The following is a 24,499-nucleotide window of genomic DNA, read 5'->3' as shown; positions in this document are numbered from 1 at the left end:
TATTATTCTTTTTAAAATACCAGGCTGACACCGGCAAGCAGGGTCGTTACCAGCATTGTGATCAGCATGATGTAAACTATAATTTTTTGTCCTTTTTTTCTTCCCAATTAACATCTCTCCCCTGAAGAAAAATTCTCCTACTATTTTACCTGTATTCTCCCTTTCTGACAAGCGGCTTAAAGAAAACCCCATTGATGCAGGAATTGCCTAAATAAGATAGAATATTTATTAAAGTTCGACAAAATAAGCGCTTACATAATTGTGCTTGCCATAATGGCGGAGGTATATGATGGGAATAACCCAGGATATTAATCATATTGGTATTGCGGTTAAATCGATAGAAGCTTCTCTTCCTTTTTACAGGGATACACTCGGCCTCAAGCTTGAGGGCATGGAGGAAGTGAAGTCGCAGAAGGTGCGGGTTGCCTTTTTGCTCGCGGGCAATTCAAGGATTGAGCTGCTTGAAGGACTTTCAGAAGATAGTGCCGTCTACCGCTTCATCGAAAAAAAAGGCGAGGGCATTCACCATATAGCACTCGGAGTTAAAGACATAACGGCAAGAATTGAAGAGCTGCAGGAAAAGGGAATCAAAATGATTGATAAGGAGCCAAGAAAAGGGGCGCACAATTCAGATATTGCATTTCTGCATCCTAAAGCTGCAGGAGGCGTCCTATTTGAATTATGTGAACCGAGTCTAGGGGAGGAACAAGACTGATGGACATCTATGAAAAGATTAATGAGCTTTATGACAAGAGAAGAGAAATTGAGCTCGGAGGAGGAGACGAAAGAGTCGCGAGGCAGCATGAAAAAGGGAAGCTGACAGCCAGGGAACGAATCGATCTCCTGCTCGATCCTGGTTCTTTTGTAGAACTGAATCCTTTCATCAAACACCGCTCTACGGATTTTGGAATGGATCAAGCTAAGGGTCCTGGTGACGGGGTGGTAACGGGTTATGGAAAAGTGGACGGAAGGCCGGTATATTTGTTTTCACAGGATTTCACCGTCTTTGGCGGAGCCCTGGGAGAAATGCATGCCCAGAAAATTGCAAATGTAATGGACATGGCTGCCAAGAATGGCGCTCCCTTCATCGGCTTGAATGATTCGGGCGGCGCGAGGATACAAGAAGGCGTGGTCTCACTGGACGGCTACGGACATATCTTTTACCGCAATGCTGTCTATTCGGGTGTCATTCCCCAGATTTCTGTCATCATGGGCCCTTGTGCAGGCGGGGCTGTCTATTCACCGGCCATTACCGATTTCGTATTCATGGTTGAGAAGACCAGCCAGATGTTCATCACCGGGCCGAAGGTAATTGAAACGGTAACAGGGGAGAAAATCAGCTCTGAAGATCTTGGCGGGGCAAGGGTGCATAATACCATTTCCGGCAATGCCCACTTTGGCGGGGAAACAGAGGAAGAAGTGCTTATGATGGTGCGGAGGCTGCTAAGCTACCTTCCTGCCAATAATAATGAAAAATCACCGATTGTCCCTTCAGCGGATGAAGATGATTACCGGCCTGATCTTACGGATAAGATCCCATTTGATGCCATCAGGCCCTATGATGTCAGGGTAGTGATAGATGAAGTGGTGGACAGCGGCTCTTTCATGGAAGTTCAAAAAGATTTTGCCCGCAATATTGTCATCGGGCTTGCCAGGATCAAAGGAGAGACGGTAGGACTCATTTGCAATCAGCCGAAGTTTTTAGCAGGAGGCCTTGATATCGATTCATCAGATAAAGCAGCCCGGTTCATCCGGTTCTGTGACAGCTTCAACATTCCGCTGATCACTTTTGAGGATGTTACCGGTTTCTTCCCGGGAGTCAAACAGGAGCACGGGGGAATTATCCGTCATGGTGCAAAGATCCTGTATGCCTACTCAGAAGCAACCGTACCCAAGATGACCGTTATTCTCCGGAAGGCATATGGAGGCGCATATGTCGCATTGAACAGCAAGTCGATCGGCGCCGACCTGGTCTATGCATGGCCCAATGCCGAGATTGCCGTGATGGGGCCTCAGGGCGCTGCGAATATCATTTTCGCAAGGGAGATCCAAAACAGCGGGAATCCTGAAGAAGCAAGGGTGAAAAAGATAGAAGAATATCGTGAGAAATTTGCAAATCCATACATCGCGGCTGGACAGGGGATGGTCGATGATGTGATTGATCCGCGGGATACGAGGATTGTCCTTATAAAGGCACTTGAAATGATGCGGAACAAACAAGAGGAGCGGCCGAAGAAGAAGCATGGAAACATCCCGCTATAGGAACATCGGCAGTCAGGAAAATTTGCCCCTAAAATCAGTTTATAGGTATACTAGGATTGAACTTACATATTGGAGGTAATCCTAATGGTCAATCAGGAACGTTTGTTAAATGAGTTTCTAGAACTGGTGCAGGTTGATTCCGAAACAAAATTCGAATCAGAAATTGCCAAGATCCTTAAAGAAAAATTCTCATCTCTGGGGCTCGAAGTGACAGAAGATGATACCACCTCGGTAACGGGACATGGAGCGGGGAATCTCGTCTGCACCCTAAAAGGGACAAAAGAAGGGGCAGACAGTATTTATTTTACCTCTCATATGGATACAGTGGTTCCAGGTAAAGGAATCAAGCCTTCTGTTAAGGACGGCTATGTAGTATCAGACGGAACAACGATCCTTGGTGCAGATGACAAGGCTGGGCTTGCTGCCATGCTTGAAGCGATTCAGGTATTGAAAGAGCAGAACATCAAACACGGCACCATTCAATTCATCATTACAGTCGGGGAGGAATCCGGACTTGTCGGTGCGAAGGCACTCGATCCTTCCCTTGTGACAGCGGAATATGGCTTCGCACTCGACAGTGACGGCAGGGTAGGCAATATTGTGGTTGCCGCCCCGACTCAGGCAAGAGTGACCGTTACCGTCCATGGCAGGACAGCGCATGCCGGCGTTGCTCCTGAAAAAGGTGTTTCCGCCATCACGATTGCATCCCGCGCGATTTCCAGGATGCCGCTTGGCCGGATTGACGAAGAAACGACTGCGAACATTGGAAGCTTTGCCGGCGGCACACAGACTAATATAGTGGCTGACCGTGTAGACATCCTAGCGGAAGCGCGATCCCTTGTTCCTGAAAAAATGGAAGCACAGACCGCCCGGATGAAGGAAGCCTTTGAAACAGCCGCAGCCGAAATGGGCGGAAGGGCTGATGTAAATATCGAGGTCATGTACCCAGGGTTCAAATACGGAGAAGGCGACCATGTGGTAGAGGTGGCGAGAAAAGCTGCCGCAAGAATCGGGCGTCCTTCTGAATTACAGAAGAGCGGCGGCGGCAGTGACGCCAACGTCATTGCCGGATTTGGAATCCCAACCGTCAACCTTTCTGTTGGTTATGAGGAAATCCATACAACGAATGAAAGAATTCCAGTGGAAGAACTGTACAAGCTTGCGGAAATGACCGTGGCGGTTATACAGGAATCCGCAGGGGAGTAACAGTGAAAGAAGGGATAGCTCCATCCCTTCTTTTTTTGTATAATGGAAGGAAAGAAAATAAGAGAGATAAGAGGGAATCAAATGGAATCTATTAAAGCGGTTGTATTTCTTGCCGGCTCTGAAGAATATGCCATACCCATTGAAAATGTCATTTCCATTGATAAGCCGGGACCGGTAACACCTGTGCCGCATATGCCGGACCATTTTCTTGGAATGACCACTGTCCGGGAGGAAGTGATTCCACTTGTGGATGCACAGAAAGCCCTGTATCCGGTCTTTGATGGAACGGGAGAGACTAAGTGGATTGTCATCCAAATAGATGGGTTTAAAGCGGGCCTCGCGGTCAAGGACGCCAGGGAAATCATTGAAGTCCAGGCAGACCAGTTGAAGCAGTCTGGCTTGGCCGCTTATCCCGGAACCCATTTTATCCGCGGGATTGTGTACATCGAGAAGGGCAGGCTGATACCGGTCATCGACCCTCAGGAATTCATCGGCTCCCTGGAAGGGATAAAGGCACTGAAGGAGTACATAGAGCAGAACACTTGATGGGCAGCCGCATGGTTTGCTCTTTCTTTTATGCCGGGATGTTTTTATGCAGATATCAAAGGGGAAGGAGGGAGAAACAATGAGGGAAATGTACCCGAAAAAGGGGAGAGTCATTCTCCATGTGGATATGAACAGCTTCTATGCGTCTGTTGAGATGGCATATGATGCGGGTTTGAAAGGAAAGCCGCTAGCCATTGCAGGGAATGTCGAGGAACGCAGAGGAATAATTGTAACCTGCAGCTATGAGGCTAGGAAGTTTGGCGTCAAGACGACGATGCCGCTGTGGGAAGCAAAAAAACTCTGCCCCCAGCTTATTGTGAAGAGCCCTGATTTTGATAAGTATCGTACAGCCTCCATCGCTATATTCGATTTGCTGAGGCAGTATACTGAACTGGTTGAGCCGGTCTCTATAGATGAAGGTTATTTGGATATCACGGAATGCAGTGAGCTGGGTTCGCCGCTTGAAATCGCGCATAATATCCAGCAGCGGATCCTCGAAACGCTGGATTTGCCCTGCAGCATTGGTATAGCCCCGAATAAGTTCCTAGCCAAGACTGCCTCGGATATGAAGAAGCCAATGGGAATCACTGTCCTCCGAAAAAGGGACGTTCCACAAATCCTCTGGCCTCTTAAGGCCGGCGAAATGCATGGAATCGGCGAGAAGACTGCCCAGAAACTTGGGAATATAAGTGTCCATACAATCGGAGATCTCGCTGCAGCCAATGATGTTCAGCTGAGGCATATCCTTGGAATTAACGGCCTGAAGCTTAAGAGTAAGGCTAATGGAGAGGACAACCGTCCGGTTGACCCTGAATCCATCTATGAGCATAAGAGTGTCGGTAACTCGACAACACTCCCCTATGATGAAACAAATGAAAAAGAATTGGTCGCCGTATTGAATCAGCTTTCAGAGAAAGTGGCCGCCAGATTAAAAAGAAAGAACCTCGCCGGTCAGAAAATCGGGATTACCATCCGCTATAAGAATCGAAAAACGATAACACGCAGCAAAAAACTTTCCAATCCAGTCACCCAAAAGGAAGAAATAGCCGAAAGGGCAAAAGCACTATTCAAGCAGCATTGGAATGGGGATGCTGTGCGGCTTTTAGGAGTCAGCGCCTTCGATGTGGTAGAAAAGGAAGAAGCATACAAGCAGCTCGATTTGTTCTCCTACCATCAGGATGCAAAAAAAGAACCTTTGATATCTGCACTTGAAAAAATTCGGCAGAAGTGGGGGAAAGAGGCGGTTCAAAGGGGATCGGACCGCAGTGCCCCTGCCAGGGGAGCTTCATCTGAAACGAGTTTTGGCAAGGATATTTTCGACTGATATCTATAATGGCACCCGTCATGTTTGAGGAGGACAGATATGTGTAAAATAAGAGTGAGTGTTAAAGAAAGGTACCGCATAATTGGTTTCTTGCCCTGCACCTAAACACTTGAAGATATGATGAATTTTTATAAAAAGGAGTGTTGTAACATGTCAAAGCAGCAAATCGGTGTGATCGGGATGGCCGTAATGGGGAAAAACCTTGCTTTCAACATCGAAAGCCGGGGATACAGCGTCTCTATTTTCAATCGTTCCAGAGAAAAAACGGATGATGTGATGAAGGAAGCGGAAGGTAAAAACCTGGTTCCGTCTTATACCATTGAAGAATTCGTACAGTCTCTCGAGTCTCCACGTAAAATCTTGTTAATGGTCAAGGCAGGGGCTGCTACGGATGCAACGATTGAACAGTTAAAGCCACTCCTGGATAAGGGCGATATATTGATCGATGGGGGAAATACGTTCTTTGTCGACACGCAGCGGAGAAATCAGGAATTAAGCGGACTTGGAATTAATTTTATCGGGACCGGGGTTTCAGGCGGAGAAGAGGGAGCTTTAAAAGGGCCGTCCATCATGCCCGGCGGCCAGAAGGAAGCCTATGATTTAGTCGAGCCGATCCTGAAGGAAATATCCGCCAAGGTAGATGGGGAGCCTTGCTGTACATATATCGGGCCAAACGGAGCAGGTCATTACGTCAAGATGGTGCATAACGGCATTGAATATGGAGATATGCAGCTGATTGCAGAATCCTATTTCCTCTTGAAAAATATTCTGGGCTTATCCGCCGATGAGCTGCATAAAGTATTTGCCGAGTGGAATAAGGGGGAGCTTGACAGCTACCTGATTGAAATAACGGCTGATGTCTTTAAAAAATATGATGATGAAACAGGAAAGCCGCTTGTTGATGTTATTCTTGACAAGGCCGGACAGAAGGGTACCGGGAAATGGACAAGCCAGAGTGCGCTGGATCTTGGCGTACCGCTTCCAATCATTACTGAATCGGTATTTGCCCGCTTCATTTCAGCGCTCAAGGACGAGCGGATACAAGCGAGCAAGGTACTCAAGGGTCCAGCTGACACTGAATTCAGCGGAGACAGGGAGGGCTTCATCGAGTCTATCCGAAAGGCGCTGTATATGAGTAAAATCTGTTCTTATGCACAGGGGTTCGCACAGATGAAATCTGCTTCCACTGAATATGGCTGGGATCTCCGCTACGGGGACATCGCCATGATTTTCAGGGGCGGCTGCATCATCCGGGCACAATTCCTGCAGAAGATCAAGGAAGCATATGACCGTGAGCCGGCCTTGAATAACTTATTGCTGGATTCCTATTTCAAGGAAATCGCCGAGTCCTATCAGTCAGCACTCCGCGAGGTCATCGGTACAGCGGTCGCCAAAGGAATACCGGTGCCATGTTTCTCCGCTGCTCTGGCTTACTTTGACAGCTACCGCACCGAAACACTTCCAGCGAACCTGATCCAGGCTCAGCGAGACTATTTCGGTGCACATACCTATGAAAGAATAGATAAAGAAGGAACCTTCCATACCGAGTGGATGGAATGATCGGTTAAAAGGGATTGAGATAGTCGAGCAATCAAGGTCAGAAAGAGCTGATTCCATAAAGTGGGGGCAGTTCTTTCTTTTTTTATGCTGCTTTCAATTGTTTGTTCCTTTAGGAGTTCTGTTATAAATTCTGAGGGGTATATTATGAGGTATATAAGCCCTCTAAATACTGTTATTGGATTGTTCGCCAATCATTTTCAGAAAATACTTTTATTTAATGAATTCTTTAATTCTCTACTATAATAAAACTTAACACTCTCAGTAGATGCAGGAGGTAGAAATGTCACGAATCTTACAAATTATTTTAGGATCATTTATAATCGGGTTTGCCTATAATTTTTTCCTCATCCCTCATGAGATTCTAAGCAGCGGAATCGCCGGGATCGCCATAATGCTTGGTATCCTTACACCGCTTGGTACCGGAATCATGAACTTTCTCCTCAATCTTCCACTGCTGATACTGGGCATCATGAAGCTTGGCAGACAATTTATCAGCTACACCATTCTGTCCGTTGTCGCCCTTACGGTAAGTTTATATATTATTCCTGTGTATGAGGTTTCATCCGAACCTATTCTTTCGTCTGTGTTCGGCGGGCTGCTGACAGGAATCGGCATCGGAATTATCTTCCGTGCCTCAGGATCTTCAGGAGGCTTTGATATAATTGCGATGCTCCTCACTAAAAAAAGGGACTTTCCATTAGGAGCTCTTATTTCGGCCATGAATGGAATTGTAGTCATTGCCTCAGGTTTTATCTTTAATTGGGACGCTGCTTTGAATACTCTGGTCGGCATCTATGTAACCGGCAAAGTCATTGACGCCATCCATACGAACCATATCAAACTGACACTGACCATCGTGACCTCTAAAGGAACCGAATTAAAGGAACAGCTGCTCAAAAATTTATACCGCGGTGTAACTTTGATGGACGGAGAAGGTGCCTATTCCGGATTGGAGAAAAAAATACTCATGACGGTCATCACAAGATATCAGCTGACAGAGGTCAAGCAGCTGATCAGCGAAATAGATCCGCAGGCATTTGTCAATGTAACGGAAACAAAAGAAGTACTGGGGTCCTTTCATAGAGGATAGATGCTTTGCAGCCTCCGCCATTTCAGGCGGAGGTTTTTTATTTTTCGCTGCCTGTCGGCCTTTCTTAAAAACCGTGCATCAGTTTATGCCCCCCCTGGAAAAATGCAGGATGATATTAATCTGGTTCATAAGGTGGCTTGAGAAGCACCTGCTGAATAGGTTATGCATATAAGCACAATCACTCCGGGGCGGTGCCTGATGAATGAGGCAGCCCTGATCATGAGAGGAGGGGGATGTATGCCGGCAATCAATGGTTCAGCATATCTAAAAAGAATAAAGGACCTTAAGGCCGAAATTTGGCTTGAAGGGAAGAAAATTACAGGATGTATCACAGAGCATCAGGCTTTCAAAGGAATACTCAACAGTAAAGCGAGATTATATGACCTGCAGCTGGAAGACTCGAAGAAAGACTTCATGACTTTTACATCTCCCCTGACAGGGGAAAGAGTGGGTACCTCCTATTTGATTCCAAGATCCAAAGAGGATTTGGAAAAAAGAAGGCTGACTACCCAGGAATGGGCAAAAACCTCCGGCGGAATGATGGGAAGGTCTCCGGATTATATGAACACGGGCTTAATGGCCCTGGCAGCTGCATGGGAAGAATTTGAGGACGACAACCATTTCGGGCGGCGCTTAAAAGGGATATACGAACATGCGAGAGAAAACGACCTTACATTTGCCCACACCTTCTTGAGTCCCCAGATGAACCGGTCTGTTGGATATTGTGAGCAGTCGGAGGAACCGATATCAGCCCGTGTGGTCAAAACTACTAATGAGGGCCTTATCATCAAGGGAGCAAGGGTAATGGCAACACAGGGGGGATTAACAGACGAGATTCTGCTGCTGCCAGTAGGCGGAAGCTTCATAGAAGAGCCATTCATTTATGCTTTCTCCATTCCGAGCAGCACACCAGGTCTGAAGTTCCTGTGCCGGGAATCATTTGCATACCGGCCATCCAAATGGGACCACCCCCTTGGAGCGAGATTTGAGGAAATGGATGCAACCGTGGTCTTTAATAATGTCCTGGTTCCCTGGGAGAGAGTCTTCTTACACAAAAATTATAGCGTGCTGATTTCTATGTATGAGGCTTCAAAATTTTATCCATTCCTCCTGCATCAGATTGTGTCAAGGCAGGTCATTAAAACGCAATTTCTCCTTGGGGCCGCCCAGCTGATGGTCAATGCCATCGATATAGGTGATTATCACCATGTCAAAGACAAAGTCTGTGAAATGATAACGGGTTTTGAAGTCATGCGGGCCTTGCTGTTTACGTCTGAACTTGAGGCGAGAAAAGATGAAAGGGGCGTCATGATTCCAAGCGGCAATTCGTTATATGCAGCCATTACCATGTTTCCAAAGCTGTATCCGAGACTGATTGAGATCATTCAGCTCCTCGGTGCAGGAGGGATCATTTCCATTCCTACAGAATCAGACTTTCAATCACCTATCCAGGAAGACTTATTGCTTTATGCTCAAGGATCCTCCTGTGATGCCGAGACGAAAAACCAGATCTTCAGGCTTGCATGGGATATAAGTACAAGTGCCTATGGAGGAAGGCAGACATTATACGAACGCTTCTTTTTTGGGGATCCGGAAAGAATCAAAACGGGGATATATAACAGCTATCCAAGAGATGATGCCATGCAGATGGTGAAAGAAATGCTTGACAGCTGAAACAATAATAGTCCACCTCAGGGGTGGACTATCATACTCTTTATAGGTTGTTCCGTAGTCTTAAATAATAAGGGCCTGGTCATATATCTGTAGTTCAGGCCTGATCCAGAGGCTGGCAAAATTGCGGCATACAGGTACGTCAGCGGCAGATGCCTGTCCAAATGAAAATCCGGGTCAGAGGGCCTGCGAGGCTCACTGATACAACCACGGAGGGCTCAGCGATACAACCTGCGGCAAAGATTTGATCCGTATATATGAAGAGTGAATCGTTGGACTCGATTCGTCTTGTTCTTTGATTACATATTAACATGAGGAACATCCGTTCGCAACCATTAAGCCTGAAATTATTTCGACAATTCTTGCAATATAAAGAAGGGTCCTTTTCTGATATGCCGCAGCCTGAGTGATGATGCATGCTCTTCCTGTAATGCATAAGAAGGGCTGGTGCTGAAAAAATAGTTATGAAAAGTGTTTTTAAGGTCGAAATATAGTGGTATGTAAAGCATATATAGTTATAGAAGGAGGAGATAACATGGCAGCTTTTTTTACGGCAGCCGTCGTGCTGATAGTGTTAATCTTCGCAATCGAAACCGGCGTAGGACGCTGGCTTAATAAGGACGACCAAATTCTGAATCAGATAACTCCCGACGAAAAGAATTATGCAGAAAACTTTGAAGAGGACGGACATCATAATTCCAGGGCGCTATAGTATCCAATTCTTAAAGCAGCCATACTGAGATCCGGATTAATGGCCGGATCTTTTTGATATGCCGGGCCGGACATTCTTGTTGCATGTAAATAAGCCAGGCATCTGCCTGGCTCTTAAAATCAGTTGCAATCGTTGATATCCAAGTTTTCTACCGGCCACCAGTAGAAGCCGTCTTTCTCAAGCATGTCATCGGCTGCCTGAGGACCTTCTGTGCCAGCTGCGTAGTTAGGGAAAGAACCTTCCTCGGTGTTTTCCCAGACTGCAGAGATAGCATCGACGAACTTCCAGGAAAGGGCTACTTCATCCCAATGAGTGAAATTGGTGGCATCGCCTCTCATGCTGTCATACAGAAGTTTTTCGTATGCCTCCGGCGTGTTCATTTTATCTTCAATCTTGCTGGCTGAATTGAGCTTGACCGGGGTCGTTTTCATGCCGGCGCCCACTTTTTTGGCATTGAGGTGAAGCGTGATTCCTTCTTCCGGCTGAATATGAATGACCAGAAGGTTAGGCAGGAGTGCTTCATCTGTGTTGTAATAAAGATTCATCGGGATGTCCTTAAATTGGACAACGATTTTAGTGGATTTCTTGCTGAGCCTTTTCCCAGTGCGGATGTAAAAAGGTACACCTGCCCAGCGGAAGTTATCAAACATCAGCTTCCCGGCCACATAGGTTTCAGTATTGGATGCAGGGTCGACCATCGGCTCCTCGCGGTATCCAGGCACCTGGCTTCCATTCATTGCACCCTCGCCATATTGTCCGCGGACAAAATTTTGGCCAACTTCTTCGTTGTTCATAGGACGGAGGGACCGAAGGGCACGCACCTTTTCGCTCCGGATTTCCTCTGTATTTAATTTGATCGGCGGCTCCATGGCAAGAAGTGCTACCATCTGGAGCATATGGTTCTGGACCATGTCCCTTAAAGCTCCGCTGTTTTCGTAGTAACGGCCTCTTTCTTCCACGCCCAGCGTTTCGCTTGAGGTAACCTGGATATTGGAAATATAGCGGTTATTCCAAAGCGGTTCAAATAACGCGTTGGCAAAGCGGATGACTTGGATATTTTGTACCATCGCTTTTCCGAGATAGTGGTCGATACGGTAGATCTCTTCCTCGGAAAATGCTCTCCTTAAACGGTTGTTCAGCTCTTCAGCAGATTTGTAATCATGGCCGAACGGCTTTTCAATCACGAGCCTCTTATATCCAGCTGTATCAGTAAGGCCGTCTGACTTCAGATGATCGGCAATGGTGCCGAAGAATTCCGGTGCCATTGCCAGGTAGAACAGGCGGTTTCCTTCCAGGCTGTAATGCGCATCCAGATTATTGGCCAGATCTTTCAGCTGTATGTAAGAGCTGGAATCAGTTACATCATGAGAATGGTAATAGAAGTGGGAGGCAAATTCATCCAGTCCGTCATGCTCGCCTATGGAAGCAGAGATGGACGTTTTGACTGAATCCTGGAAGTCCCCAAGCGTCAGCGAACGGCGTGCAACCCCCAGGACTGCAAACTTCTCGGTAAGCCTCCCTTTTTTATATAAACGGTATAAGGACGGATAGAGCTTGCGGTGTGCCAAGTCTCCAGTAGCACCGAATATCATGATTAATGCGGTTGGTGTATTTTTTTCTGTCACAATAGGACCCTCACTTTTTGTTAGCCTTGTTTAAATCTCCATTACAATTTTAATTATTGTGGTTCCTTTAATCAAATATAACAGCTTTCTTTTTTAGATACTTTTCATTCAAACGCTTTCTTTGCTTTATTCAGGAGTTTTCCTTGATGCCTTATATAAAGTAAAATAAAGAAAGAATATCAAACGAAAAGGGGTACCGGTCATGGATTTTGTTTTCTTAGGCACAGGAGCCGGCGTTCCTGCAAAAAATAGAAATGTGACGAGCATTGCCTTTCAGCTGCTTGAAGAACGGGGTGCAGTCTGGCTGTTTGACTGCGGGGAAGCGACTCAGCATCAAATTCTGCGAACACCAGTAAAACCTCGGAAAATTGAAAAAATCTTTATAACCCATCTCCACGGAGATCATATATTCGGGCTTCCCGGCCTCCTGGGAAGCAGGTCGTTCCAGGGAGGGATCAGTCAACTCACTGTCTATGGCCCAAAAGGCATTTCGGAATATATACATACAAGTCTTAGAATTAGCGAAACACACCTGAAATATCCTCTAAAGGTTATTGAAATTGAGGAAGGAATCATTTTTGAGGATGAACAGTTTACCGTGGAGGCAAAACTGCTGGCACATGCACTGCCTGCTTACGGATTCCGCATCGTCGAGAGGGACCGACCCGGGGTGCTTCAGGCGGACAGGCTTGAAGCAGACGGCATACTGCCAGGTCCGGTCTACAGCCTTTTAAAGCAGGGGAAAACTGTGGAACTTGAAGACGGGCGGGTCGTACATGGAACGCATTATTTAGGCAGCCCCCAAAAGGGAAGGGTGGTCACGATACTGGGCGACACCCGTGTGTGTGATAATTCAGTGGTTCTTGCGGAAGGTGCGGATTATTTAGTTCATGAAGCGACTTTTGCCGGGGATGAGGGAAAGATGGCCTTTGATTACTGGCACAGCACAACCGTACAGGCAGCGGAAACTGCGAAAGAGGCCGGTGCTGCCCATTTGATCCTGACTCATATCAGCTCGCGCTATACAGATGGCGATATGAAAGATCTATTGGCAGAAGCACGGGAGGTATTTGAGCAGACCGTGATAGCTGAAGATTTAATGATGATTAAAATTCCATTGCATGATGAGAAAGGAGATACCGAATGAGCAAAAAAATATACCTAATCCGCCATGCCAAGGCAGAGGGACAGCCGTTCGCGGCGCCTCTTACCAGCGAGGGCAGGAATCAGGCAGAGAAGCTTATCCCGTTTTTTGAGGGCCGGGAACTGGAACGAATCATCTCCAGTCCTTTTATCAGGGCAGTAGAGACTATAAGGCCTCTTGCACTCCACAGGGGCCTGCCAATTGAGCAGGACAACCGCCTGGCAGAGCGGGTCCTAAGCTCCGCCAGGCATGATAATTGGAAGGAGCTGCTGAAGCACAGCTTTCAGGACATGAATTCAGTCCATGAAGGAGGCGAATCTAACAGCGCGGCGCTGCTCAGGGCAGAATCACTGCTCAATGAACTCATAATGGCCGGGGATAAACCGATCGCCCTTGTGAGCCACGGGAATTTAAGCACCCTGATGCTCCATTATTTTGACAGACGTTTTGGCTATGACGAGCTGATGAGAATGACCAATCCGGATGTCTTTGAAATCAATGTAACAAGCGAATCCGCCGCCATCGAAAGGATCTGGCAGGATATTCAGGAATGATCTTTCGAATCTCTGCCGTCTTTGGTTCTAATTGTTCATTTTAGGACCATTACTGCTGGGATTTTGGCCGATGTTGGCCTTAATTAGTCATTTAGGACATTTTGGATCTCAAATTCCGTCTGTTTTTGGTTATAACATCTATTTAGAACAATTTCATCTTGAAACTCATCCGTTTTTAGTTCTAATTGTTCGTTTAGAACATTTTCATCTCGAATCTCATCCGATTTTGGTTCTAGTTAGTCATTTAGGACATTTTCATCTCAAATTTCGGCCGGTTTTGGTTCTATTTCGTTTAGGACATTTTCGTCTCAAAGCTCGGCCCTTTCTGAATTAGAACCATATATTGCTAGTCAGCCCCGCCCGGATGTCTCTGAATTTCTTCACTCAGGTTCTTTCCAAGCTCGGTTGACTGCCTGGAAGCTTCCTTTATGCATTGAATGACGGCATCATGGACCCCAAGCTGATCGAGGACCCTGATTCCGGCTTCTGTTGTGCCTCCCGGGCTGGTTACTTCCTGGCGGAGGCATTCTGGTGTTTTGGATGAGTATTGAAGCATCTGGGCAGCCCCGACTAAAGTCTGGATGGTCAGTTCTTTGGCTGTGGCATCCTGAAGCCCGATTTCACGGGCCGATTTCATCATCGCCTCCGCCAGATAATAGATATAAGCCGGACCACTGCCGGAAAGCCCTGTGACGGCATCGAGCTGTGACTCTTCCACCTGTGAAACAATGCCGATCGTGCTGAAAACTTTGTGTGCTTCATCTGCCTGCCTGCTGTCCGCTCTTTCGTTAACGGCAAGGGCAGTGGCGGATTTTCCTATGGCTGCCGAAGTGTTTGGCATAGCCCGGATAATGGAGGCTTCACGTCCAAGGATCCTTTCAATGCTTTCCATTGAAACTCCCGCTGCAACCGATATGATCAGCTGGTCTTCCTGAATATAGGGCTTTGCGGCGCCCAGGGCGGCAATCACATCCTTTGGCTTGACGGCAAGCACTGCCGCATCCGCTCCCATCAGAAGCTCCTCCATCGTATATACTGCGTTGATCCCATACTTATCGTGCAGGAAAGAGAGCCGTTCCTGGTCGCTTTTATTCAACACGCTGATTTGCGGAGGATTTAATATGCCCTTCGCTGTTATTCCTGAAATAATGGCTTCTGCCATGGAGCCCCCGCCGATAAATGCAAGCTTCTTCATAATAAATCCTCCTTTTGTTCAGTAGTGTTTCGATTCCTAAAACAAAAAAACCCCTCATCCTAAAATAAAGGACGAAAGGTTTATCTTCCGTGGTACCACCTTTGTTCATCTGAATCCAATATCCAGATGCACTCGAAGATCCGGATAACGCTGGATCATGCGTCAGGTTTTCCTGATGCTCATAAGGTAGGTTTCAACGATCAGCAGGCAGTAAAGCCTCTCAGCGGTTCCCGGCTTTACTCTCTTTTGCCCTGAATCATTTACTGGCCTCATTCATCGCAAGTACGTATTGATATTAAATGTGATTATGCATGAGGGAGAGGCCCTCTGTCAACAGCCAAATTATTTAAATAGTGAAAAAGTTTATTTACGTTATAGGAATATAATGACATCGTATCTCTTTAAAGTTAAACTGATGTTGTTAACTTTTTTATTTCTGAGAAAAAATAAACTGTCGTTATTTAAATATAATTTTAAAAGGGGACCTTTTTTATGTCTCATGCCGTCAATACCATTGTTAAAATACCTCTTCCCACCCCATTCGCCGTCGGGGACGTCCATGCCTACCTGCTTAAAGGCGATGTCCTGACATTGGTGGATACCGGGACTAATACGAATGAATCTAAACATGCCCTGCAGCAGGGCCTCTTGTCAGAGGGCTTTCAGCTCAGTGATATTGAACAGGTGATTATCACCCATCATCATCCAGACCATGCCGGGGGAGCTGGATTCCTGCCTGCTCATGTGCCTTACCTCGGCCATGAGGCCAACCAGCGCTGGCTTCTGCTCCAGGATGACTTTATCCGGGAGCATGATGAATTTTTCCTGGGGCTTGCCAGAGAATTGGGTGTCCCGGTTGAATATATCGGGTTTATAAAATATCTGCGCGGCTCGCTCAAATTTGCTTCCAACAGGCCGCTTACAGGCTTCCTTAAGGATGGAAGCGAGCTTCCGGGCCACCCCGGCTGGACGGTGGTGGAAACCCTGGGACATGCACAAAGCCATATTTCACTCTATCATGAACAGAATGGATACATGATAGGAGGCGACCACCTGCTTGCCAGGATTTCTCCTAACCCGCTGATCGAACCTCCAAAAGAAAAAGGGGGAGAAAGGCCGAAGTCTCTTCTTCAATATAATCAATCCATTAAAGAATTAAGCGAAATGCCCATCTCCCATGTATATCCCGGGCATGGGGAAAATATCAGCGACACAGCTGCATTGATTAAACGAAATCTTGACCGCCAGCATGACCGGGCCATGACTGTGAAAAGCATGATAGCTTCGAAAGCTTCCACAGCTTTCGAAATCTGTACCCTGCTGTTCCCGAAGGTTTTCCTGAAGGAGCCGGGACTGACGCTGTCAGAGACAGTCGGACAGCTGGATTATCTGCTTGCTGCCGGTGAGATTCATGAAGAAGAAACGGACTCGGGCATTATCTATAAAACAGGGAGGGCGAGAGGATGACAGCTGAATTAAGAGGTAAAAATATAGTCATCACAGGTGCCTCGGGCGGAATCGGCAGAGAAATCGCCTTGAAGGCGGCTGAACGCGGTGCGAACGTTATCCTGGCGGCAAGGAGCCTTGATAAGCTTGAAGCGCTGAGCGGGGAGATAAAAGCCCGATATGGGGTGGGTACATATGTGTATCAACTGGATATAGCGGACATAGCCTCTGTTGAAAAAGTGTTTTCACAGATACTCGACAGTACGGGCCGGATTGATATACTGGTCAATAATGCAGGGTTCGGTGTCTTTAAGGATGCGCATGATGTGGACCTGGAAGAAGCAAGGGCCATGTTTGAAGTGAATGTCCTCGGCCTCGCAGCCTGTACGAAGATGGTGCTTCCACATATGAAGGCGAGGAAATCCGGTCATATCATCAATATAGCTTCACAGGCCGGGAAGATTGCTTCCCCAAAATCGAGCATCTATTCCGCCACCAAGCACGCAGTACTCGGTTATACAAACAGCCTGCGGATGGAGCTTGCCGACGATCACATCCATGTCACAAGCGTCAATCCAGGTCCCATTGCCACCAATTTTTTCAATATAGCAGATGAGTCTGGCACCTATGTGAAAAATGTCCAGCGCTTCATGCTGCAGCCTGAATTCGTAGCCGGTAAGGTAGTGGACGCCATGATGACAAACAAACGGGAAATCAATCTCCCGGGCTGGATGAATCTCGGCAGTGTCTTTTTTTCTCTTTTCCCGCGCACCTTTGAACGTGTGGGCAGGAAATTTATCTTTAAAAAATGATCCCCCTTGTGAAGGGGGATTTTTTTTGCGTGTTATTCAAACATGTTTCAAAGTAATGAATCCGCTTACTTTATTACTCCTTTTAACTGCCTGTACTATTAAGAAATATCTTCCAATTCAATTCCAGGTATCTTATAATGTGTGAAATACAAAAAGGGGGAAATGGCATGGGGGACTGTTTTATCTGCAATAAATACAGAGGGGAATATGAGATTCCCGGCGGAATTATCTATTAAGATGAGTTTGTGGCTGCGCCGCATATTGATATGGGCAGGTTATTACATACAGCGGCTATATCATGACTGGACCTTAAACGTCATGCTCCGTCTCTTGGTGATATGACGGAAGGAATCGGCTGCCTTCGGAATCGCGATGTCCAGGATCAGCCGTGCGTTGAAAGAGTGAAGGGGCTTGATGTATTTGCCCAGGTTTCGGGCAATGCAGTCGCCCATTTGCATATGCATATTGTTCCCTGTTATCCCGGCACTCTGAAAGAATTCTGGGGACCTCGTGATGTCCTGCGCTGGCCCGGTGCACCCATGTCAGATAAGGACGGGCTTAGAGGTAAGCAGCCGCTTAAAAAACTATTTGTCACAGCATTCTTTAACATAAGGAGGGTAAGCCGATGTCAGACACTCAAGCATTTTCCTTCAGCTGGTCGGGGAGCTCCCGGCATTTTTTGGACGAGCCTTCAGCTCAAGCGTATGAAGGAATGATAATAGGGAGATATGGAGGATGCTCAGATGCAGGCGGCAGGAAGAATGAAGACGGCGCCCTTGCCTGGAAGGATCCGGATCAGGATTGGGAGTTTGCTGCTATCCTCGACGGCCACAATTCTTCAAGGAGCGTGGAGCTAGTGCTGAGCGCCGTCACAAGCGGCAGGGAACGCATTCTTAAAGCTCTTTCACAGCCCCTCAAGACTTCCTTTTCAGCTCTGGAATCCGTAATCTTATCAATCTTTCAAGATCCGGGTTTCCTGGAAAGCTGTAAAGGAGTTCAGGGAGAGACGAGCTGCCTGCTCACAGCCAGGAAGGGCAAGTACATCTGGTGGCTGTCCATTGGTGATAATACCTTGTATCTTTTTCACGATGAGCTTGCCGCTTTCGGACAGTTTCAGCTCACGAGCCGAAGCTTTTATGAATGGGTGGGCTTCGTCAACACCTTTGAGCTTGAAGTACCCTGCTATTCGACAGGGAGGAAGGAGCTGCGCAAAGGGAAAAATCACATTCTGCTCACAACCGACGGGCTGCTTGAATGTCCGGGCAATCCTTTCCCTGATCCTCCGTCCATCCGTTCTGCGTTCACTCTCGGGGAAATTGAAAAAGGCGTGCAGGATCTGCTTCAGACGGTCCATCACCACCGGGGCACCGACAGCGCTACGGTCATTTCATGGGTAGTGGAGATTACCCAGGATGCCTCCTATGCCAGTGACCAGTTTAAAGAAAAGTCCGTATGATTATGCGGACTTTTTTATTTTTTTGTAATAAAAAATCATCCCTTATCTGCCTGTTTCCTCCAGATCGCCCTATATGTTGAAAACTGTAAGTAAATTTCCATTGAATGCGAACGTGTATTCGTTTAAGATTATGGGTATAATAACTCACGAACGTATATTCTGTTATTTTGGGGGGAAGGGCATGGTCGATTATAGTACGCTGCCCAGGCAATCAATATTATGCATAGATATAAAAAGCTTTTATGCGAGCTGCTCTGCTGTGATGATGGGACTTGATCCCCTCGACTGCCATCTTGCGGTGGTAGGCGATACAAACCGTACCGGCAGTGTAGTACTCGCGGCGTCTCCCCGGATGAAAAAGGACTTCGGCATTAAAACGGGATCAAGGATGTTTGAGATCCCCAATGATCCCTGCATTCATGTAGTGGAACCGAAAATGGCCTCCTACCTCAGGATTTCTACTGAAATCACGCGGCTGTTCCACAGATACGTCCCAAAAGAAGCCATTCATACCTACAGCGTGGATGAAAGCTTCCTCAAGGTGGATGGAGCCCTGCCCCTGTGGGGGGATGCATTTACAATCGCTAAAAAGATCAAGGATGAAATTGAAAGGGAGTTCCAGCTTCCCTGTGCAATCGGAATAGGGCCCAACCTGCTCCTGTCAAAGCTGTGCCTGGATCTGGAAGCAAAAAAGAAAGGAATTGCCGAATGGACATATGAGGATGTGTCACAAAAATTATGGCCGCTTTCCCCCTTGAGCGAAATGTGGGGAATCGGCAGGAGGATGCAGAAAAACCTGAACACGATGGGAATTTTCACGGTTGGGCAGCTTGCCCATTTCAGCCGCGAAAAGCTTGAGGGCAAGTTCGGAGTCATGGGCAGCCAGCTGTACTATCATGCCTGGGGTGTGGATTTATCCGATATCGGGGCACCGATCATGGAAGGACAGGTCAGCTTTGGGAAAAGTCAAATCCTCCTGCGGGACTATAAGGAAGAAAAGGAAATTAAGCATGTAATTCTTGAAATGTGCGAGGAAGTGGCAAGAAGGGCACGAACCCACCGGAAGGCGGGCAGGACCGTCAGCTTTGGAATCGGCTACAGCCAGGATGAATTCGGCGGGGGCTTTCACAGGTCGCGGACGGTGGAGGAGCCGACCAACATCACGATGGATCTGTATAAAGTCTGTTTGGATCTTTTTAAGGAAAATTACACCGGTAAAACAGTGAGACAGATTTCCATTGCCCTTTCCAATATTGTTGATGACAGCGAAATGCAGCTCACCCTGTTCGATCCGAACCGCTGGAAAAAAAGGGAGCTGGGCTATACAGTCGATTCGCTGCGAAGAAAATTCGGCTCCAGGGCGCTCCTGCGGGCAGTGTCCTATACAGACGCGGGAACCGCGGTTTATCGAAGCAGGCTGCTTGGCGGCCATAAAGCGTAAAAGGAGGAATGCAGAAATGATTAGAGACAGGGGAAGGATAAAGTGGACCTCCATGATGCTGCCAGAGCACGTAAAGCTGCTGCGGGACTGGGCGCACGAAGACACCTTTGAGCAGCAGATTGAGCCCGATGAGCAGCAGTTCGAATATATGAACAGCATCATTGGGGAAGCAATGGAAAGGGGAAAGGGCGTGGCCATCACATATTATGCGAACAAACGGCACAGTCTCGTGATGGGGACCATCCACTATTATAATGACTGGGAGAAGAAGCTTCATGTTGTAGACCGGTTCAATGACTTCCATTATTTGCGGCTTGCTGAAATAGTGGATGTACAGCTGGCGGAAGATTAAACGCCAGATTTGGATCAGCATTCTTCAGGATATGCTGCCCTATGGGGCAGGGTATTTCCCGCGAGGAAGCGCTGCAGAGAAATGGAATGCTCTTTTCGGCGGAACCTTGACTGAAAGAAACCATAGCCCTTATGGATGACAGGGGAGCTGGCCATGCTGCCTAAAACGGCCATGAATTCATTGGCATAGGCTTTATCAAGGACAGCAAAGACAGCAGGTCCGCATAAGCCTTCTGTAATGAAAAACTTTTTTACCTGTGATCGGGTGACGGTGTGAAAAACGACTCTCGGTGCAGGTTTCATGAACAAGTCTCCTCATGGTAAGGTTTTTCCTAACATATGCTGCATTCCGCCATTCATGAGAAAATAAAAAAGGAAGCTCACTCAAGGCTTCCTCCTCTGCGTGCTATTCCTTGTTTTCGACACGTACGCGGGACTCGAAATTTCCTTTGTGGGAAGCATCGCAATAAGGAAGATTATTGGACAGGCCGCAGCGGCATAGGGAGAAAGCCGGCTTTGATGGAAACGCATTGCCCTCCATGTCAATCAATTCTACATCACCTGTAACACGGAACCCTCCATTATCCATTACCTTGATCTGCACTTTTGACAAATATAATCCATCCCTTCAAGAATATTCATTATCAATGGTATCGCAAGTCAGGATATTTTTAAATGATTTTTAATTTTGTTACACTAAAGAAGCAATTAATTTGATGGCCGGATTGATTTCCTGCCGAAGGAGTTTTTTTCATGCTGGTTGTATGGACGGAAAAAGCGAAAAGCAAGATTGATGAAAAAATTGGAGATTCTGAGGGATCCCTTAAATTAAAATACGATATCGACGGATGCGGATGCGCAGTGAGCGGGGTCACGGCACTTTGGCTTGAGAACAGTGCGGCTTCCGATGAACAGAAGCTGGATACAAATGCAGGGCCGCTTTATATAGAAAGCTCCAAGGCTATATTCCTCGATGATGAAATGAAGATTGATTATAATGATGAAAGCAATAGCTTCAGGCTTTCAAGCCCTAACCAGATCATTAATCCGCGGATGCGGTTCATCAATTATACAAAGATATGAAAAGAATGCCGGCACCCTGATGGAGCCGGCATTTTTTTGCCTATAATGCCATATCGGTTGTCTGCCGCCGGTTATTATGTAATTTAACTGTGCCCATCCAAGATCTGGTGCACAGTTATGCAAGGGTGAACATCTCCTGATTGCTAGGAAGCTTGGACGGGTAAGCCCGGCAGCTAGGAAGCCTTCCCGGAAGAACCGGCATCCGCTGGTTTTTCCTTGAATAAGTTGGTGCCGATGACGCCGAGGATAATCAGTGCCGAGCCGATGATATGGTAGTAATATACCTTTTCGTTCAAGAAGGCTGCCCCGGCAATGATGGAAATGACCGTAGATAGATTAGAAAATACGCTCATTTGTGACGCCGGTATTTTTGAAAGCACAAAGTTGGACAGCAGGGAGGTAATGAAGGAAGCGAGAATGCCAAGAAACAGGATGGCAGATGCAAAGCCGGCATTTCCCCAAGGAGTGAACATGGCTTCCAAATCGCCGTTCCGCAGATGATTGCTGACAGCAATGGCGTTAAAAAATATGAATCCAGCACCCAGCATGAAATAAGTGACCTCGAGAGGCTTAAAGGACTTTAACAGGGTCCGTGCCATAACTGAATAAGCAGCGATGGATAAACATGAAATCAGAAGGAAACCGAGGCCGCTCCAGCTGGCAAGCGAGAGGGTACTTCCTTTCATGAAGAAAATGAAAATGACTCCGCTTACGGACAAGAGAATGGAAGCTTTCTGGAGAAGGGTGGTTCGTTCCTTTAAAAACAATGAAGCCAATACAGCGGTCAAAATTGGGATGACGGCAAAAAGAATACCTGCTTCTGATGAAGGGACTGTTTTTAATCCATAAGCCTGGAAAAAAAAGAAAAATGCCGGGTAAAACACAGTAAGCGGCCAAAGTTTGTAAAGCGATTTCAGATTCAGCCGGACTTTGACCACTTTCAGAGAAGCCAGCAGGGAAAAGCCCAGAAAGCCGACGGAAAAGCGGGACGCCAGAACATCCATAGGATTTGACGGGCCGAGGGCTTTGACGGTAAAGAGGAACGACAGCCCGACAATCAGGGCATTCAGAAGGGCGCAAACATAAGCCAGATAAATTCCATTCTTCATAAGCAGCACATACTTTCTGTGGGATTGTTAACCATATCTTAGTGAGTACGGACGCGTGCGGAAAGCTCCGGTTAAGTCCATAGGCCCTGTCAGTCAAGAAAATTAATAATTTCCCTCATGAATCTATCAGTCTCCTCTAAATCAGGGAAATGTGCACTCTTGTTAAAAATCACAAGACGGCTGTCAGGCAGGGAATCGTGAATGATCTTTGAAATGGGAATTCCTGTATTTCTGTCAAAGGCACCTGAAATGATCAAAGTCCGTTGTGAAATGCCGCGGAGGCGGTGCTCAAGAGGAAGAAACGGATCCCTTAAGAGTGCCCTTGCCATCAGCCCGGAATTTATCAACCCGCTTTCGTTCCATAAGGCCCGGTTTTTGTTGGCAATCTCCTGATTTTCAAATAACAGGGAGTCAACTGTATTGGCATCAGCGATTTCCCATACCTTATCATAGGCGTCAGAAATGGAATGAGGTTCATTCAAGATTCCCTGGATTCGCTCTACAAGCTGCCGGTCAGCCACAGATAGAAAGCCGGCCAATTGAACCAGCTTGTTTGCAGCGGATTTGATCAGGCTGGGAGCTGAAAGAATGATAGTATGTATGCGCTCTCCAATGGAAGCAGCAAATTCCAGCGCTAATTCGCCGCCGAATGAATAGCCGAGCAAATCGACTTTTTCTGCACCCAGCCAGGAAAACAATTCAAGGAAATCCTGAGTGAGCAGCGAGATTGAATAATCCTCTTCTGACGCAGGGGCCTCAGACCTCCCGCAGCCACGCTGTTCATAATAAACAATGGTCTTTGAGCGGGACAGCAGGCGGCCGGCTGTGCGCTCAGGATGTGTAATGATTTCCCCCGGGCCCGCCGTGCAATACCACAAGGGGAACAGTTCCATGCCTGCTTCCTTCAATTTACACCCAGTGAGCAAGTCCGTTTAATCTTGGGCGGTATTCGCCGTCTTCCGATTTCACTCTCTTGCCCCTCCAGCTTTACGGTCCTTAAATCCATATTCCTCCAGAAAGTCATCGACTGCAAGCTCATATTCCTCTTGATTCTCATTATAGGATTGGGCATGGGCGCCTTTTGCAGCGATGAATAGCTTCTTGGGTCCCTGTTTTGCCTGGTAGAGATTGGAGCTCATTTCAGGGAGGATAAAAGTATCCAGTTCACTGTGAATGAATAAAACCGGCTTCTTTATATGATTGATATACCTGGCAGGCGAGATTTCTTTGATGGAGAAGCCGCCGCGGAGTTTCAGAAATAAACTGCCAAATGGAAGCACCAGCCAGGAGGGGATGGGCACTTCCGATTTGAGATTATGCTTTAGCTGTTGGGTAAAATCAGAAAACGGGCAGTCTGCAATATAAAAATCGGCCTGATCGCCAAGCATACCGGCATACAGGAGCATGGTCACGGCTCCCATGGATTCTCCGTGGATGCCAATGGTGATGTCAGTGCCTTCCCGTTCCCTGAGTTCCGTTATGACCGTTTCAAGGTCATATTTTTCATAATGGCCATAGCTGCTCGATATTCCCCCGGATTCTCCATGTCTCCGGTGGTCATAGATAACGGCGTTGAAGCCTCTTTTTATGAACAGATTCATATATTTAATGGAATTTATTTTGTTTTCAGTTATGCCGTGGCAAAACACCATCCACTTGTTTGAATGTTCATGGGGCTTCACAAACACACAGTGCAGCGGGTAGCCGAATGATGAAGAGATTGACACTGCGCTCTTGGGGAGCAGCTGGTACTCATTGGCTATGTAGCGTTTTGCATTCGTTTCACGCTCGATGATGAAATCATCTTCTTTTTTTTTCATATACATCACGCGATTCGAGAAATAGAGGCCGATTCCAAGTGCGTATCCAAGGAATCCAGCCGGAATGAGCCACCATTTTTTCATGAAGATTG

The 24,499-nt window shown here is 47.0% G+C and carries 26 protein-coding genes; 17 read left to right on the top strand and 9 right to left on the bottom strand.

The genetic code is table 11. The features are described 5' to 3' along the window. Positions 1-11 precede the first annotated feature (11 nt). A complete protein-coding gene (gene prli42 / locus V1501_RS14290; protein ID WP_409289135.1) occupies positions 12-107 on the bottom strand; it encodes a stressosome-associated protein Prli42 in 96 nt (31 codons plus the stop codon). A 179-nt stretch (positions 108-286) separates the two neighbouring features. Between prli42 and mce the strand changes: the two genes are divergently transcribed. The 9 genes from mce to V1501_RS14245 all read left to right on the top strand — a co-directional run bounded on the left by mce (position 287) and on the right by V1501_RS14245 (position 10,371). After that, positions 287-715 carry a methylmalonyl-CoA epimerase gene (gene mce / locus V1501_RS14285; protein WP_409289133.1) on the top strand — a complete coding sequence of 143 codons (429 nt, stop codon included), beginning with the start codon at positions 287-289 and terminating at the stop codon, positions 713-715. Beyond that, entirely contained in the window at positions 715-2,262 is a 1,548-nt protein-coding gene (locus tag V1501_RS14280) for an acyl-CoA carboxylase subunit beta (RefSeq protein WP_409289132.1), read from the top strand. Before mce ends, V1501_RS14280 begins: the two co-directional genes overlap by 1 nt. Positions 2,263-2,346: 84 nt before the next feature. Beyond that, complete coding sequence (locus tag V1501_RS14275; RefSeq protein ID WP_409289130.1) at positions 2,347-3,468, top strand: tripeptidase T; 1,122 nt, start codon at positions 2,347-2,349, stop codon at positions 3,466-3,468. Between the two features lie 81 nt (positions 3,469-3,549). Beyond that, positions 3,550-4,014 (top strand): chemotaxis protein CheW, encoded by a 465-nt coding sequence (locus V1501_RS14270; protein ID WP_409289128.1) that lies wholly within the window; start codon positions 3,550-3,552, stop codon positions 4,012-4,014. Positions 4,015-4,093: 79 nt separating this feature from the next. Continuing rightward, positions 4,094-5,338: a DNA polymerase IV gene (locus tag V1501_RS14265; RefSeq protein WP_409289126.1), complete on the top strand. Its 1,245-nt coding sequence runs from the start codon at positions 4,094-4,096 to the stop codon at positions 5,336-5,338. Positions 5,339-5,488: 150 nt separating this feature from the next. After that, complete coding sequence (gndA, locus tag V1501_RS14260) at positions 5,489-6,898, top strand: NADP-dependent phosphogluconate dehydrogenase (protein WP_409289125.1); 1,410 nt, start codon at positions 5,489-5,491, stop codon at positions 6,896-6,898. A gap of 280 nt (positions 6,899-7,178) precedes the next feature. After that, positions 7,179-7,988: a YitT family protein gene (locus tag V1501_RS14255; RefSeq protein ID WP_409289123.1), complete on the top strand. Its 810-nt coding sequence runs from the start codon at positions 7,179-7,181 to the stop codon at positions 7,986-7,988. A gap of 237 nt (positions 7,989-8,225) precedes the next feature. Further along, on the top strand, positions 8,226-9,662 hold the full coding sequence (gene hpaB / locus V1501_RS14250) for a 4-hydroxyphenylacetate 3-monooxygenase, oxygenase component (protein ID WP_409289122.1): 1,437 nt from the start codon (positions 8,226-8,228) through the stop codon (positions 9,660-9,662). A gap of 532 nt (positions 9,663-10,194) precedes the next feature. Next, positions 10,195-10,371 (top strand): hypothetical protein, encoded by a 177-nt coding sequence (locus V1501_RS14245; protein ID WP_409289120.1) that lies wholly within the window; start codon positions 10,195-10,197, stop codon positions 10,369-10,371. A 119-nt stretch (positions 10,372-10,490) separates the two neighbouring features. Here the strand turns inward: V1501_RS14245 and zwf are convergent, their stop codons facing one another. After that, a complete protein-coding gene (zwf, locus tag V1501_RS14240) occupies positions 10,491-11,963 on the bottom strand; it encodes a glucose-6-phosphate dehydrogenase (RefSeq protein ID WP_409293373.1) in 1,473 nt (490 codons plus the stop codon). A gap of 235 nt (positions 11,964-12,198) precedes the next feature. Here zwf and rnz point away from each other — a divergent pair, with 235 nt between their 5' ends. Together rnz and V1501_RS14230 are read left to right on the top strand one after the other, a co-directional pair. Beyond that, positions 12,199-13,143, top strand: coding sequence for a ribonuclease Z (rnz, locus tag V1501_RS14235; protein WP_409289118.1), 945 nt, complete (start codon positions 12,199-12,201; stop codon positions 13,141-13,143). Next, the gene (locus V1501_RS14230; protein ID WP_409289116.1) at positions 13,140-13,694 is read left to right on the top strand and encodes a histidine phosphatase family protein; all 555 of its coding nucleotides are present in this window, start codon (positions 13,140-13,142) and stop codon (positions 13,692-13,694) included. The genes rnz and V1501_RS14230 overlap by 4 nt, the downstream gene beginning before the upstream one ends. Positions 13,695-14,040: 346 nt before the next feature. On the opposite strand, the gene proC is transcribed toward V1501_RS14230, so the two are convergent. Beyond that, the gene (gene proC, locus V1501_RS14225; protein ID WP_409289115.1) at positions 14,041-14,889 is read right to left on the bottom strand and encodes a pyrroline-5-carboxylate reductase; all 849 of its coding nucleotides are present in this window, start codon (positions 14,887-14,889) and stop codon (positions 14,041-14,043) included. A gap of 492 nt (positions 14,890-15,381) precedes the next feature. Between proC and V1501_RS14220 the strand changes: the two genes are divergently transcribed. After that, positions 15,382-16,356, top strand: coding sequence for an MBL fold metallo-hydrolase (locus tag V1501_RS14220; protein ID WP_409289113.1), 975 nt, complete (start codon positions 15,382-15,384; stop codon positions 16,354-16,356). Further along, a complete protein-coding gene (locus V1501_RS14215; protein WP_409289111.1) occupies positions 16,353-17,147 on the top strand; it encodes an SDR family NAD(P)-dependent oxidoreductase in 795 nt (264 codons plus the stop codon). Before V1501_RS14220 ends, V1501_RS14215 begins: the two co-directional genes overlap by 4 nt. Positions 17,148-17,443: 296 nt before the next feature. Here V1501_RS14215 and V1501_RS14210 read toward each other — a convergent pair whose 3' ends face one another. Further along, positions 17,444-17,611 (bottom strand): hypothetical protein, encoded by a 168-nt coding sequence (locus V1501_RS14210; protein ID WP_409289109.1) that lies wholly within the window; start codon positions 17,609-17,611, stop codon positions 17,444-17,446. 161 nt (positions 17,612-17,772) lie between these two features. On the opposite strand from V1501_RS14210, the gene V1501_RS14205 reads away from it, so the two are divergent. The 3 genes from V1501_RS14205 (at position 17,773) to V1501_RS14195 (ending at position 20,396) form a co-directional block, all read left to right on the top strand. Next, on the top strand, positions 17,773-18,603 hold the full coding sequence (locus tag V1501_RS14205; RefSeq protein WP_409289108.1) for a protein phosphatase 2C domain-containing protein: 831 nt from the start codon (positions 17,773-17,775) through the stop codon (positions 18,601-18,603). Positions 18,604-18,784: 181 nt separating this feature from the next. Beyond that, positions 18,785-20,044, top strand: a complete 1,260-nt coding sequence (locus tag V1501_RS14200) for a DNA polymerase thumb domain-containing protein (protein ID WP_409289106.1) — start codon at positions 18,785-18,787, stop codon at positions 20,042-20,044. A gap of 16 nt (positions 20,045-20,060) precedes the next feature. Beyond that, complete coding sequence (locus V1501_RS14195) at positions 20,061-20,396, top strand: YolD-like family protein (RefSeq protein WP_409289105.1); 336 nt, start codon at positions 20,061-20,063, stop codon at positions 20,394-20,396. 14 nt (positions 20,397-20,410) lie between these two features. Here the strand turns inward: V1501_RS14195 and V1501_RS14190 are convergent, their stop codons facing one another. Then, on the bottom strand, positions 20,411-20,698 hold the full coding sequence (locus V1501_RS14190) for a hypothetical protein (RefSeq protein WP_409289103.1): 288 nt from the start codon (positions 20,696-20,698) through the stop codon (positions 20,411-20,413). A gap of 103 nt (positions 20,699-20,801) precedes the next feature. Continuing rightward, positions 20,802-20,984: a CDGSH iron-sulfur domain-containing protein gene (locus tag V1501_RS14185; RefSeq protein WP_409293371.1), complete on the bottom strand. Its 183-nt coding sequence runs from the start codon at positions 20,982-20,984 to the stop codon at positions 20,802-20,804. A gap of 164 nt (positions 20,985-21,148) precedes the next feature. Between V1501_RS14185 and V1501_RS14180 the strand changes: the two genes are divergently transcribed. Next, positions 21,149-21,478, top strand: coding sequence for an iron-sulfur cluster biosynthesis family protein (locus V1501_RS14180; RefSeq protein WP_409289101.1), 330 nt, complete (start codon positions 21,149-21,151; stop codon positions 21,476-21,478). 173 nt (positions 21,479-21,651) lie between these two features. Here the strand turns inward: V1501_RS14180 and V1501_RS14175 are convergent, their stop codons facing one another. From V1501_RS14175 to V1501_RS14165, 3 genes are all read right to left on the bottom strand, one after another. After that, positions 21,652-22,587, bottom strand: a complete 936-nt coding sequence (locus V1501_RS14175; protein ID WP_409289099.1) for a DMT family transporter — start codon at positions 22,585-22,587, stop codon at positions 21,652-21,654. An 89-nt stretch (positions 22,588-22,676) separates the two neighbouring features. Beyond that, complete coding sequence (locus V1501_RS14170; protein WP_409289098.1) at positions 22,677-23,495, bottom strand: alpha/beta fold hydrolase; 819 nt, start codon at positions 23,493-23,495, stop codon at positions 22,677-22,679. A gap of 57 nt (positions 23,496-23,552) precedes the next feature. Beyond that, a complete protein-coding gene (locus tag V1501_RS14165; protein ID WP_409289096.1) occupies positions 23,553-24,491 on the bottom strand; it encodes an alpha/beta hydrolase in 939 nt (312 codons plus the stop codon). Positions 24,492-24,499 lie beyond the last annotated feature (8 nt).

The organism is Paraperibacillus esterisolvens (assembly GCF_046237625.1).
Classification (GTDB): Bacteria; Bacillota; Bacilli; order Bacillales; family DSM-1321; genus Paraperibacillus; species Paraperibacillus esterisolvens.
This window is presented reverse-complemented; position numbering and strand designations above follow the sequence as displayed.